The 13,013-nt window shown below is 71.2% G+C and carries 11 protein-coding genes and 2 tRNA genes; 9 read left to right on the top strand and 4 right to left on the bottom strand.

All coding sequences use genetic code 11. From position 1 onward, the window contains the following. The first annotated feature begins 105 nt into the window (after positions 1-105). The 4 genes from AC069K_RS31970 (at position 106) to AC069K_RS31955 (ending at position 3,300) form a co-directional block, all read left to right on the top strand. A complete protein-coding gene (locus tag AC069K_RS31970; protein ID WP_365108403.1) occupies positions 106-1,212 on the top strand; it encodes an SDR family oxidoreductase in 1,107 nt (368 codons plus the stop codon). 78 nt (positions 1,213-1,290) lie between these two features. Beyond that, a complete protein-coding gene (locus AC069K_RS31965) occupies positions 1,291-1,755 on the top strand; it encodes a molybdenum cofactor biosynthesis protein MoaE (RefSeq protein WP_478622049.1) in 465 nt (154 codons plus the stop codon). Between the two features lie 177 nt (positions 1,756-1,932). Beyond that, entirely contained in the window at positions 1,933-2,103 is a 171-nt protein-coding gene (locus AC069K_RS31960) for a hypothetical protein (RefSeq protein WP_365108409.1), read from the top strand. Between the two features lie 108 nt (positions 2,104-2,211). Further along, positions 2,212-3,300 (top strand): YlbL family protein, encoded by a 1,089-nt coding sequence (locus AC069K_RS31955; RefSeq protein WP_365108412.1) that lies wholly within the window; start codon positions 2,212-2,214, stop codon positions 3,298-3,300. A 48-nt stretch (positions 3,301-3,348) separates the two neighbouring features. On the opposite strand, the gene AC069K_RS31950 is transcribed toward AC069K_RS31955, so the two are convergent. Then, the gene (locus tag AC069K_RS31950) at positions 3,349-3,915 is read right to left on the bottom strand and encodes a PPA1309 family protein (RefSeq protein WP_358832402.1); all 567 of its coding nucleotides are present in this window, start codon (positions 3,913-3,915) and stop codon (positions 3,349-3,351) included. Positions 3,916-4,041: 126 nt separating this feature from the next. On the opposite strand from AC069K_RS31950, the gene AC069K_RS31945 reads away from it, so the two are divergent. From AC069K_RS31945 to AC069K_RS31930, 4 genes are all read left to right on the top strand, one after another. After that, a complete protein-coding gene (locus AC069K_RS31945; protein ID WP_478622086.1) occupies positions 4,042-6,963 on the top strand; it encodes a UPF0182 family membrane protein in 2,922 nt (973 codons plus the stop codon). 69 nt (positions 6,964-7,032) lie between these two features. Further along, positions 7,033-7,106, top strand: a tRNA-Met gene (locus AC069K_RS31940). Between the two features lie 172 nt (positions 7,107-7,278). Next, positions 7,279-9,093: an SEL1-like repeat protein gene (locus tag AC069K_RS31935; protein ID WP_478622046.1), complete on the top strand. Its 1,815-nt coding sequence runs from the start codon at positions 7,279-7,281 to the stop codon at positions 9,091-9,093. 72 nt (positions 9,094-9,165) lie between these two features. After that, positions 9,166-9,242, top strand: a tRNA-Met gene (locus AC069K_RS31930). A gap of 158 nt (positions 9,243-9,400) precedes the next feature. Here the strand turns inward: AC069K_RS31930 and AC069K_RS31925 are convergent. After that, entirely contained in the window at positions 9,401-9,817 is a 417-nt protein-coding gene (locus AC069K_RS31925; protein ID WP_365108418.1) for a Fur family transcriptional regulator, read from the bottom strand. Between the two features lie 125 nt (positions 9,818-9,942). Here AC069K_RS31925 and AC069K_RS31920 point away from each other — a divergent pair, with 125 nt between their 5' ends. Beyond that, positions 9,943-11,412: a catalase gene (locus AC069K_RS31920; RefSeq protein WP_365108421.1), complete on the top strand. Its 1,470-nt coding sequence runs from the start codon at positions 9,943-9,945 to the stop codon at positions 11,410-11,412. Positions 11,413-11,546: 134 nt separating this feature from the next. On the opposite strand, the gene AC069K_RS31915 is transcribed toward AC069K_RS31920, so the two are convergent. Beyond that, positions 11,547-11,948, bottom strand: a complete 402-nt coding sequence (locus AC069K_RS31915; RefSeq protein WP_190090052.1) for a CBS domain-containing protein — start codon at positions 11,946-11,948, stop codon at positions 11,547-11,549. Positions 11,949-12,160: 212 nt separating this feature from the next. Then, positions 12,161-12,961, bottom strand: coding sequence for a histidinol-phosphatase (gene hisN, locus AC069K_RS31910; RefSeq protein WP_478622042.1), 801 nt, complete (start codon positions 12,959-12,961; stop codon positions 12,161-12,163). Positions 12,962-13,013: the final 52 nt, after the last annotated feature.

Here is a 13,013-nt window from a genome sequence, read left to right as displayed (position 1 = left end):
AAGGGCTCGGTGCTCCGCCGACTCCCGGCCTGCGGCAGGATGGACGTCACCTGGTCCGTACGCGTCATTCGTGTACGTACTGAAGACAACCGCTGGAGACGCCCGGTGAGTTCCCCAGATCCGCAGGTTCGCGCAGCGCGAAACCCTTCCCCCTCCGCAGCGCGGGGTCCCGTCGTCGCGGTCACCGGTGCCGCGGCGGGGATCGGCGCGCTCCTCACGGCGCGGCTCGCCGCGTCCGAGGAGATCAAGCAGGTCATCGCCATCGACGAGCGCCGGGGCGAGGTGACCGAGGCCACCTGGCACATCCTGGACGTCCGCGACCCGGCGATCGCCGAGAAGCTGCGCGGCGCCGACGTCGTCGTCCACCTGGCGCTCGACCTCGACCTGGAGTCCGACGCGGCCGCCCGCACGGCCTACAACGTACGCGGCACGCAGACGGTGCTCACGGCCGCCGCGGCGGCCGGGGTCCACCGGGTCGTGCTGTGCACCTCGGCCATGGTCTACGGGGCGCTGCCCGACAACGACATCCCCCTCTCCGAGGACGCCGAGCTGCGCGCCACCGCCGAGGCGACCGGTGTCGGCGACCTCCTGGAGATCGAGCGGCTTGGCCGCCGCGCCCCGCGCGCCCACCCCGGCCTCAACGTCACGGTGGTAAGGCCCGCCGTCCTGGTGGGCGGTACTGACACCGCCCTCACCCGGTACTTCGAGTCGCCCCGCCTCCTGGTGGTCGCCGGATCGCGTCCGACCTGGCAGTTCTGCCATGTCGAGGACCTGTGCAGCGCTCTGGAGTACGCGGCGCTGGGGAAGGTCGACGGGGAGTTCGCGGTCGGCTGCGACGGCTGGCTCGAACAGGAGGAGGTCGAGGAGCTCAGCGGCATCCGGCGCATGGAGCTGCCCTCGGCGGTCGCGCTCGGAGCCGCCGCCCGGCTGCACCGGATCGGGCTCACCCCGTCCCCGGCGGGCGACCTGGCGTACACGATGCACCCCTGGGTGGTCAGCGTCGGGCGGCTGCACGACGCGGGCTGGCGGCCGCAGTGGACCAACGAGGAGGTCCTCGCGGAGCTCCTGGAGGAGGCCGCCGGGCGACACACCGTGGCGGGCCGCAGGCTCGGCCGGAAGGACGCGACGGCAGCCGGGGCCGCCGGAGCGACGGTCGCCCTGCTGGGAGCGGCCGCGGCGATCCGCCGGGCCCGTAAGCGCCGGGGCCTGTAGGACCCTCCTACGGGGGGCGCCGGTGACGGGGTGAAAGAGCTATACCGCGATGTCAGTGCGGTACGGCACGATGGGGCCATGGCACAGACCCCTCAGGAGCACCCCGGCGAGCAGGGGGCGGACGACCCGATCCGGCTGCTCGAGATCCGTGACACCCCGCTCTCCCTGGACGAGGTGTTCCGCGCCGTGGGAGACCCCTCGGCCGGCGGCACCGCGCTCTTCGTCGGCACCGTCCGCGACCACGACGGCGGTGCCGACGTGGCGGCCCTGGGGTACTCGTGCCATCCGACGGCCGAGGCGGAGATGCGCCGAGTGGCCGACAAGGTCGTCGCCGAGTTCCCGGTCCGCGCGCTGGCGGCCGTCCACCGAGTGGGCGAACTGGGTGTGGGCGATCTGGCGGTCGTCGTGGCGGTCTCCTGTCCGCACCGCGGGGAGGCGTTCGCGGCCTGCCGCAAGCTGATCGACGACCTGAAACACGAGGTCCCGATCTGGAAGCACCAGCGTTTCTCCGACGGCACGGACGAATGGGTCGGCGCTTGCTGACCGCGGGGGCCGCCCCCCAGGGGTGAACGGTCCGCCCGAGGGGTGAGGCTGAAACCCTGTCGGGGGGATCCGCCCCGATTTGCGTAACCGCACCCCTGCCGCGAGCGTTGATCTCGCAGATGGTTAATCTGCTGATCTGTCAGTTGCGGTCGCTCATCTAGGGGACGGGAGGACGGAATGGCTGCGCTCACCTGGTTGCTGATTCCGCTTTTCGCTGCTGTCGGCGCGGCGATATGGGCGAGCTGGGCCGCCCGCAATCGCACGTCCGGCGACGTCGCTGAACTCGCCGGTTACAGCCGGTTCCGAGAAGCCATGGAGAAGTCCCAGGCCGGAACCGAGCCCGCCTGACCCCCTTCGGCGCGCCTCTCGCGCCCCCGGATGTACGCGGATGTCCACCCTCCCCGTACGGACCGGCCCCGGCGGTGCACCGACAGGCACGTCCCGTACTGTCGTTCCATGCCACGCCGCACCGCGACGATGCTCGCCTCCACCTTGATCCTGATCGCGCTGCTCTGCGCAGGCGTCCTCATCAAAGTGCCCTACTCGGAGATGTCGCCCGGCCCCACGGTGAACACGCTCGGTGAGGCGCGCGGCGAGCCCGTCCTGCAGATCTCCGGGCACAAGACGTACCCGACGACCGGCCACCTCAACATGACGACGGTCAGGGTCACCGGTGCGGACTACAACATGAACCTGGTCGAGGCCGTCTACGGCTGGCTGGCCCACGACAACAAGGTCGTGCCGCACGACACGCTCTACCCGGACGGCAAGACCGAGGAGCAGTCCTCGCAGGAGAACGCCGAGGAGTTCAGCCAGTCCCAGGAGAGCGCCAAGGTCGCGGCCCTGAAGGAACTGAAGATCCCGGTGAAGTCCCGGGTCGTCGTGGCGTCCGTGGTCAAGGGCAGCCCGGCCGAGAACAAGCTGCACGCGGGCGACGTGGTCAGGTCCGTCGACGGCTCGCCCGTCAAGGAGCCGGCCGACGTGGCGAAGCTGGTCACCAAGCACCGCCCGGGCCAGAACGTGGTGTTCTCCGTCGTCCCCGCCAAGGAGGCGGCCGCGGCGGAGAAGGCGGGCAAGGAGCCCGAGGGCGGCGAGAACGTCACGATCACCACGGAGAAGGCCAAGGACGGCGACCGGGCGATCGTCGGCATCCAGGCCGGGACGGACCACACCTTCCCGTTCTCCATCGACATCAAGCTCGCCGACGTCGGCGGCCCGAGCGCGGGCCTGATGTTCGCCCTCGGCATCGTCGACAAGCTCACCCCCGGCGATCTGACCGGCGGCAAGTTCATCGCCGGTACGGGGACGATCGACGACGCGGGCAAGGTCGGCCCGATCGGCGGCATCGAGATGAAGCTGATCGGCGCGCGCGGCGCGGGCGCCCGGTACTTCCTGACGCCCGCCGAGAACTGCGCGGCGGCCGCCTCGGACACCCCCAGCGGGCTCACCCTGGTGAAGGTCTCCACCATCGACGACGCCACCAAGGCGCTGGAGAAGCTCCGCAAGGGGGACACGGCCGGTCTGCCGAGCTGCTCGGCGAAGTGACCGGCCGCGTCCACGCGCGCGTGGACGCACCCCGCGCGTAGCGGTCCGCTACTCCGCGAAGGTCGCGGCGAGCGCCTCGGCCAGGCCCGGGACGAGCCCGGCGCCGGTGAGCACCTCGGTCGGCGAGTCCTTCTCGCGCAGCCGTACGGCCGAGTCGCGGGCGCCGTCGCGCAGCACCGCGACCGTCATCCGCACCTCCTGGCGGTCGGGGTGCTTGGCCACCCACTTCGCCAGCTGCTTCTCGCTCAGGCCCTCGGGCACGGACGCCTCGGCCGACGGCGGCAGCATCAGGCGCTCCACGGTCAGCGCGCAGCCGACCACCGCGTCCGGCCAGGCGATGGTGCCCAGGAACTCGTCGAGGGCCTGGCCGGCCGGGATCTCGTCCTGTTCGATCGGGGTCAGCGGGGCGGCCGCGTCGCCCTGGTCGAGGCCGAGCTGGGCGGCGAGCCCGGGCTCCTGGGTACGGAGCTTGGCGGTGTCGACGAGGGCGAACAGCCGGGCCGGCTGGTCCCAGCCGAGGCCGGAGGCGTACTCGTCGATTTCCAGCACTGCGCGGGTGAGGGGGCTCGCGGCCATCGGGGGGCCGGAGGGGGAAACGTTGGACATGAGCAACATCCTGCCCTCTTTCACCCCGGAATCGGGAACTGAGTAAAGCCTCAGTAAGTTGCATGAGTGGGCTCTACGATCGCGGGGCCTGCTCAATCGACAGCGAACTTCGAGGTGCGCACCTTGGCTTTCCAGATGCCGGACCGCGGCGGAGGCCCGTCCGGGCCACGGATCAGAGTCGGCCGGCCGTCCCGCCGGGTCCGGACCCTGCTCATGACATTGGGCATCCTGGCCGTACTGGCCATGGCCTTCGTCATGTTCGCCGGGTTCTGGACGGACTGGCTCTGGTACCGCTCGGTGCACTATTCGTCCGTCTTCACCACCACCCTGTGGACCAAGATCGGCCTGTTCTCCTTCTTCGGCGTCCTGATGGCCGTGGCCGTCGGGCTCAACATCTGGCTGGCGCACCGGCTGCGGCCGCCGCTCAGCGCGATGTCGCTGGAGCAGCAGAGCCTGGACCGCTACCGGATGGGCATCGCCCCGTTCAAGAAGTGGCTGCTCCTGGGCATCACCGCGCTCGTCGGCCTGATCGCCGGAGCCTCCGCCTCCGGGCAGTGGCGCACCTGGCTGCTGTGGGTCAACGGAGTGCCGTTCGGGCAGAAGGACCCCCAGTTCCACCTGGACGTGTCGTTCTACGCCTTCGACCTGCCCTGGTACCGGTTCCTGGTCGGCTTCGGCTTCGCGGCGACCGTGCTCTCCCTGATCGCCGCGGCCCTCACGCACTACCTCTACGGCGGGCTGCGGATCACCAGCCCCGGCGCGCGGGCCACCGGCGCCGCCACCGGGCACCTGTCGGTGCTGCTCGGTGTCTTCGTCGCCCTGAAGGCCGTGGCGTACTGGCTGGACAGATACGGCCTGGCGGTGAAGTCCAGCGACTTCAAGGCCAGCAGCAACTGGACCGGCCTGCGGTACGTGGACGCCAACGCCTATCTCCCGGCGAAGACGATCCTGTTCTGCATCGCCGTCATCTGCGCGCTGCTCTTCTTCGCGACGCTGTGGCGCCGCACCTGGCAGCTCCCGGTGATCGGCTTCGGCCTGATGGTCCTCTCGGCCATCCTGATCGGCGGGCTCTACCCGGCGATCGTGCAGAAGTTCCAGGTCCAGCCGAACGAGCAGGCCAAGGAAGCGCCGTACATCCAGAAGAACATCGACGCCACGCGCAAGGCGTACGGCATCGACCGCACCGAGGTGCGGGACTACCAGGGGACGACGGCGGCGGAGGACAACGCCAAGCTGCGCGCCGACGCCGACACGGCGGCCAGCTACCGTCTGATCGACCCCAATGTGGTCACCCCGGCCTTCCAGCAGCTCCAGCAGGAGCGCAAGTACTACCAGTTCGCCGTACCGCTGGACGTGGACCGCTACACGGACAAGGACGGCAAGGAGCAGGACACGGTCGTCGGTCTGCGTGAGCTGAACCTCAACGGCATCGACAAGCGCAACTGGATCAACGACCACTTCACCTACACCCACGGCTACGGAATGATCGCGGCCAAGGGCACCAGCGTGGACTCCACGGGCTCCCCGGACTTCACCGAGTCCGGCCTGCCCACCCGGGGCCAGTTCGACAAGAACACGTACGAGCAGCGGATCTACTACGGCGAGAAGACCGAGCAGTACTCGATCGTCGGCGGTCCGCAGAAGGAGCTCGACTACGAGGCCGAGGGCAAGGGCCAGAAGACGACGAGCTTCGCCGGCAAGGGCGGCGTCAGCCTCTCCAACCCGTTCAACCGCGCCGCGTACGCGGTGGCCTTCAGCGAGCCGCAGATCCTCTACTCGGGGGCCATCGGCGAGGGCTCGAAGATCCTCTACAACCGCACCCCGAAGCAGCGGGTGGAGGCGGTCGCCCCGTGGCTGACCATCGACGGCGATCCCTACCCGGCCAAGATCGGCCACCGGATCCAGTGGGTCGTCGACGCGTACACCACGACCAACGGCTATCCCTACGCCTCGCGCACCACGCTGGGTGAGACGACCGCCGACTCGCTGACCACCCGCCAGCGCGCGGTGGTGGCCCAGCAGAACCAGGTCAACTACATCCGCAACTCGGTGAAGGCCACCGTCGACGCCTACGACGGCACGGTCACGCTGTACCAGTGGGACACCCAGGACCCGGTCCTGAAGACCTGGATGAAGGCGTTCCCGCACACGGTGAAGCCGAAGGCCGCCATCCCCGAGGACCTGCTGGCCCATCTGCGGTACCCGCAGGACATGTTCAAGGTCCAGCGCGAGCTGCTGACGCGGTACCACGTCACGGAGCCGGTGCAGTTCTACAGCGGCAGTGACGCCTGGCAGGTGCCGGACGACCCGACCAACAAGGACGGCGTCGCGGTCCCGCCGTACTACCTGTCGATGAAGATGCCGGGCGCCGAGAAGGAGGGCAACAAGTTCTCCCTCACCACGACGTTCACGCCGAACGGACGGCCCAACCTGGGCGGGTTCATGGCGATCGACGCGGACGCGGCCAGCAAGGACTACGGCACGATCAGACTGCTCAGGGTCACGGACAACGTCCAGGGCCCGCAGCAGGTGCAGAGCAAGCTCAACGGCCTCCCCGAGGTCGCCGAGTTCGTCCGCAACCTGCGGGGCAGTGACTCCGAGATCGACTACGGCAATCTGCTCACCGTGCCCCTGGGCGGCGGGTTCCTGTACATCGAGCCGGTGTACGCGCGCGGTGGCTCCGCCAACTACCCGCTCCTGAAGAAGGTCGGCGTCTCCTACGGGGACAAGACCGTCTTCAAGGACACCCTGGCGCAGGCGCTGAACGCGGTGTTCGGCGTGGACGGGGCCGAGCCGCCCGCCACCAAGCCGCCGACGGACACCACCAAGCCGCCGGCCACCGGGACCGACGCCACGGTGGAGCAGGCCATCAAGGACGCCCAGAAGGCGTACGACGACGGCCAGAAGGCGCTGCAGAAGGGCGACTTCGCGGCGTACGGCAAGGCCCAGCAGGAGCTCCAGGCGGCGCTCCAGCGGGCCGCCGAGGCCGAGGCCAAGGCGAAGGGGTCCGCCCAGGGAGCCCCGGCCGGCGGCTCCGGCGGGGGAGGAAGCGGCTGAGCACCGGGCCCGGCCGGACGATTATCCGGTCGGGCTCCGCTCCGTGTCGTGATACGTTGTGTTCACCGACGCGGGGTGGAGCAGCTCGGTAGCTCGCTGGGCTCATAACCCAGAGGTCGCAGGTTCAAATCCTGTCCCCGCTACTCACGGACGAGGGCCCGGATCCATCAGGATCCGGGCCCTCGTCGATTTGCGCTGTCCGGATGTGCCCCTGCTGCGTTTGGCTTATCTCTCTGTGGGCATGTCGACAAAACGCCGAAGTGACCTCACTGGCTGCGGTATACCAGGTGTACGCGGGTAGCGGGTGGTGCGACGATGGTATTTATGGGGGACAGGGCAACTCTGTTGGAGACAGGGCGGTTTGCGCAGATGCGCTCCGATGACGCCGCCGATGCCGAGACCGAGGCACGGCACCGGCGTGCTGCCGACGGCGGCGACGCCGCGTCCATGAGCGTTCTCGGCTCCCTGCTGCTGCGCCGCGGCGACCTCGACAGCGCCGAGCCCTACCTGCGCGGCGCCACCGCCGAGGGCGACCGCGCCGCGGCCAACAACCTCGGAGTCCTGCTGCACCAGCGCGGCTACGCCGACGAGGCGGCCGGGTGGTGGCGCATCGCGGCCGTCGCGGGCTCCGCCGCCGCGGCCCACGCACTGGGCCGCCACTACCGCGAGCGCGGCGACGAGCCGGCGGCCGAGTACTGGCTGCGCCAGTCCGCCGAGCAGGGCCACGCGCTGGGGGCCTACGCCCTGGCCGACCTGCTGGAGCACCGCGGCGACGTGGGCGCCGAGCGGTGGCTGCGCGCCGCCGCCGAGCAGGGCCACCGCGAGGCCGCGTACCGCCTCGCCCGGCTCATCGACCAGCGCGGCGAGCGCGACGGCGCCGAGCCTGACATCGCTGTCGAGCCCGAGGCGGACGCCGGGGCCGGGAGCACCGAGGCCGAGCAGTGGTACCGCCAGGCCGCCGCGCGCGGACACCGCAGGGCCGCGCTGCACCTCGGCGCGATCCTGGAGAAGCGCGGCGAGCTGAAGGAGGCCGGGCGCTGGTACCTCACCTCGGCCAAGGACGGCGAGGCCAAGGCTGCCTGCGCGCTCGGCTTCCTGCTCAAGGACGCGGGCGACGAGGAGAGCGCGGCCGTGTGGTGGCTGCGCGCCGCCCAGGACGGCGACGGCAACGCCGCCAACGCGCTGGGCGCCCTGCACGCGGCCCGGGGCGAGACGCAGACCGCCGAGCGCTGGTACCGGGCGGCGATGGACGCCGGGGACGACAACGGGGCGTACAACCTGGCGCTGCTCTGCGCCGCCCAGGAGCGCACCGCGCAGGCCGAGCAGTGGTACCGGCGCGCCGCGTACGCGGGCCACCGCGAGGCGGCCAACGCGCTCGCCGTCCTGCTGCTCCAGGCCGGCGACGCGACCGGCGCCGAGCCGTGGTTCTCCAAGGCGGCCGAGGCCGGCAGCGTCGACGCGGCCTTCAACCTCGGCATCCTCTTCGCCAGCCGCGACGACGACCGGACCGCCCTGAAGTGGTACGAGCGGGCGGCGGCGGCCGGGCACACCGAGGCGGCCCTCCAGGTCGGCATGGCGCTGCTCCGGGACGGCGAGGAGGCCGCGGCCGAGCGGTACCTGCGCTGCGCCGCGGGCGGCGGCAGCGCGGAGGCGGCGTTCCGGCTCGCCACGGTCCTCGACGCGCGCCAGCCGCCGGCCGGCGCGCCGGTGCTCGGCGAGCCGGTGGCCGAGAAGACGGAGTGCGAGGAGTGGTACGAGCGTGCCGCCTCCCAGGGGCACCGGCGCGCCCAGGTCCGGGTGGGCATGCTCGCGGCGGCCCGGGGCGACCAGGAGGGCGCCGCGCGCTGGTACCGGGAGGCGGCCGAGGCGGGCAGCCGCAACGGCGCCTTCAACCTCGGGCTGCTGCTGGCCCGCGAGGGCCGCGAGCGGGAGGCCGCCCTGTGGTGGGCCCGGGCCGCCCAGGCGGGCCACGGGCGCGCCGCGCTGCGGCTCGCGCTGCTCGCCGCCCGGTGCGGGGAGCTGGCGGAGGGGCAGCGCTGGTGCGCGCGGGCGGTGGAGCTCGGTCCGGCCGAGGTGGCGGAGCGGGCGGCGCGGCTGCGGGAGGCGCTGCACCAGGAGCTGACGGCGTAGCGCCGCGCGAGCGGGGGGCGGCCGATCGGGTTTGCGCTGGTCCGCGCGGTGACGTACTGTTGGGTTCACCGACGCGGGGTGGAGCAGCTCGGTAGCTCGCTGGGCTCATAACCCAGAGGTCGCAGGTTCAAATCCTGTCCCCGCTACCACGTACTCAGGGCCCGGATCCATTGGATCCGGGCCCTGAGTCGTTTGCGTGTGAGGGGTACGGAGGACCGTGCGGCCCGGGCGGCGCGGTCTGCGGCCGGAACCGGTCTGCGACCGGAACCGGGCCACGCCGGGCCGTGGGCCGCGGCCCACGGCCGCCCTAGGCCTTCGCGCAGTCCGGGCAGAGGCCCCGGTAGGTGACCTCGACGTCGGAGACCGTGAACCCGAAGCGCTCCCCGGCGGGGAGGTCCGCCAGCGGGTCGCCCGTCGGGTGGACGTCGCGGATCGCGCCGCACAGGGCGCAGACCAGGTGGTGGTGCGGCCGGTGCGCGTTCGGGTCGTACCGCTTGGCGCGGCGGTCCGTCGAGACCTCGATGACCTCACCGAGCGTGACCATCTCGCCCAGCGTGTTGTAGACGGTCGCGCGGGAGATCTCGGGCAGCTTGGCCACCGCGCGCGCGTGGACCTCGTCCGCCGTCAGATGCGTGTGGTCCCCGTCGAGGACTTCGGCCACGACGCGTCGCTGAGCCGTCATGCGCCAGCCGCGTCCGCGGAGTCGTTCCAGCAGGTCACTCATAAGGGCCAGCCTAACAGTCGGGGGACCGTGTCCCGAACGGGTGTGACTTTGGATGCTTGCTTGACTTGGACAAAGTCCAATGTAGGATCGGAATCGGCACAGGCCAAGGGACAGGACTCGCAGGAATGACGCAGGAGGCGCACGTGACGCAGGGACCGCTCACCACGGAGGCCGGCGCGCCGGTGGCCGACAACCAGAACAGCGAGACCGCGGGCGTCGGCGGCCCGGTGCTTCTCCAGGACCAGGCGCTCCTGGAGAAGCTCGCGCACTTCAACCGGGAGCGCATCCCGGAGCGCATAGTCCACGCCCGCGGCGCGGGCGCCTACGGCACGTTCACGGTGACCCGGGACGTCACTCAGTGGACGCGCGCGAAGTTCCTCTCCGAGGTCGGCAAGCAGACCGAGACGTTCCTGCGCTTCTCCACCGTGGCCGGCAACCTCGGCTCGGCCGACGCCGTGCGCGACCCGCGCGGCTTCGCGCTGAAGTTCTACACGGAGGAGGGGAACTACGACCTGGTCGGCAACAACACGCCCGTCTTCTTCATCCGGGACGCCATCAAGTTCCCCGACTTCATCCACACCCAGAAGCGCGACCCGTACACGGGCTCCCAGGAGGCCGACAACGTATGGGACTTCTGGGGCCTGAGCCCCGAGTCGACGCACCAGGTCACCTGGCTCTTCGGCGACCGCGGCATCCCGGCCACGCTGCGCCACATGAACGGGTACGGCTCGCACACGTACCAGTGGAACAACGAGGCGGGCGAGGTCTTCTGGGTCAAGTACCACTTCAAGACCGACCAGGGCATCAAGAACCTCACCCAGGCCGAGGCCAACAAGCTCGCCGGCGAGGACCCCGACAGCCACCAGCGCGACCTGCGCGAGGCCATCGAGCGCGGCGACTTCCCGTCCTGGACCGTGCAGGTGCAGATCATGCCGGCGGCCGACGCGGCGACCTACCGCTTCAACCCGTTCGACCTCACCAAGGTGTGGCCGCACGCGGACTACCCGCCGATCGAGATCGGCAAGCTGGAGCTCAACCGCAACCCGGAGAACATCTTCGCCGAGGTCGAGCAGTCGATCTTCAGCCCGGCGCACTTCGTGCCCGGCATCGGGCCGTCCCCCGACAAGATGCTCCAGGGCCGCCTCTTCGCGTACGGCGACGCGCACCGCTACCGCGTCGGCATCAACGCCGACCACCTGCCGGTCAACCGCCCGCACGCCACCGAGGCGCGCACCAACTCGCGTGACGGCTATCTCTACGACGGCCGCCACAAGGGCGCGAAGAACTACGAGCCGAACAGCTTCGGCGGACCGCGGCAGACCGGCCGCCCGCTGTGGCAGCCGGTCCCGGTCACGGACGTGACGGGCAACCACCCCGCCCCGCTGCACGCCGAGGACGACGACTTCGTCCAGGCGGGCAACCTGTACCGGCTCTACTCCGAGGACGAGAAGACCCGGCTGATCGAGAACCTGTCCGGCTTCATCGCCAAGGTCTCGCGCGACGACATCGCCGAGCGCGCGATCGAGAACTTCCGCAAGGCGGACGAGGACTTCGGCAAGCGGCTGGAGGCCGCGGTCCAGGCCCTGCGCGGCTGAACAGCACTGGACCGCTTGCCGTGGGCAGTCGGAGGGCCGGTTCCCCCGGGGGGCCGGCCCTCCGCGCGTGCCCGGGTGCGGGTGCGTGCCCATGTGTGTGCCCGTGCGCGGTGCCGGTGCGCGCCCGTGGCGGTTCAGCCGACCAGTTCGGCCGGATGGCGCCGGGTGGGCGCCCAGCAGCGGATGATGTCCCGGACCGAGACCACGCCGACCGGGCCGGCCCCGTCCAGGACGATCAGGTGCCGGAAGCCGCCGTGGGACATCGCGTCGGCCGCCTCGTCCAGGGTCCAGCCCGGCGCCGCGAAGACGACGTCGGTCGTGGTGTGGGTGCTCGCGGTCTCCCGGTCCGGGTCCTGGCCCTGGCCGAGGGAGTTGAGGATGTCGCGCTCGGTGAGGATGCCGAGCCCGCTGGTGTCGGGGTCGAGGACGACGGCCGCTCCGACGCGGCGCGCGGCCATCAGCCGGGCGGCCTGACGGAGGGTGTGCGCGGGTCCGATGGTGAGGACCACCGTGCTCATGGCGTCACGGACGAGCATGGATGGAGCCACCTCCTTGGTGAACCCCCGTGGTCCCGTACGGAAGTACGGGAAACGAGAACGGTTTCACAAGTTCACAAGTGGGGGGACTCCTAGAGTCGCATCGGGGACGCGCGTCAACAAGAGGGTGGTAGAGGTCAGTTGAGGGGCGCGTAAAAGTACGACCCACGCCGCTCTCGCGCCCCAGGCGCGCGGCCGCGCCGGGCCGCGCCTCAGTCCGCGGTGCCCACGTGGTTCAACAGCTCGTCGTGGAGCAGCCCGTTGGAGGCCGCCGCGCTGCCGCTGTGCGGGCCCTCCTCGCCGTCCAGACCGGTGAAGACGCCGCCCGCCTCCTGCACCACGATGACGTTGGCCGCCATGTCCCACAGCGAGAGCTCCGGCTCGGCGCAGATGTCCACCGCCCCCTCCGCGACCATCATGTACGGCCAGAAGTCGCCGTACGCGCGCGTACGCCAGCACGCCCGGGTCAGGTCCAGGAAGTCGTCGAGCTTGCCCCGCTCCTCCCAGCCGCTCAGCGAGGAGTACGCGAACGAGGCGTCCGCCAGCCGGGAGACGTTGGAGACCCGCAGCCGGGACGCCTGCGACAGGCTGCGGCCGGTGTACGCGCCGTGCCCCTTCGCCGCCCACCAGCGGCGGTTGAGCGCGGGCGCCGACACCACGCCGACCACCGGCCGGTAGCCGCCCTCGCCCGCCTCCATCAGCGCGATCAGCGTCGCCCAGACCGGCACCCCGCGCACGTAGTTCTTCGTGCCGTCGATCGGGTCGATCACCCAGCGGCGCGGACCCGTGCCCTCCAGGCCGTACTCCTCGCCCAGGATGGCGTCCCGGGGCCGCGCCCGCTGGAGGTGGCCGCGGATCAGCTCCTCGGCGGCCTTGTCGGCCTCGCTCACCGGCGTCATGTCCGGCTTGGTCTCGACCTTGAGGTCGAGCGCCTTGAACCGGTCCATCGTGGCGGCGTCGGCGGCGTCCGCCAGGACGTGGGCGAGCCGCAGATCATCGTGGTAGTCGGGCATGGCCACACCGTATCGACCGGCACCCGCGGGGACCACATGGCCCGGGATGCGG

This window comes from Streptomyces sp. NPDC043908, from assembly GCF_056435525.1.
This window is presented reverse-complemented; position numbering and strand designations above follow the sequence as displayed.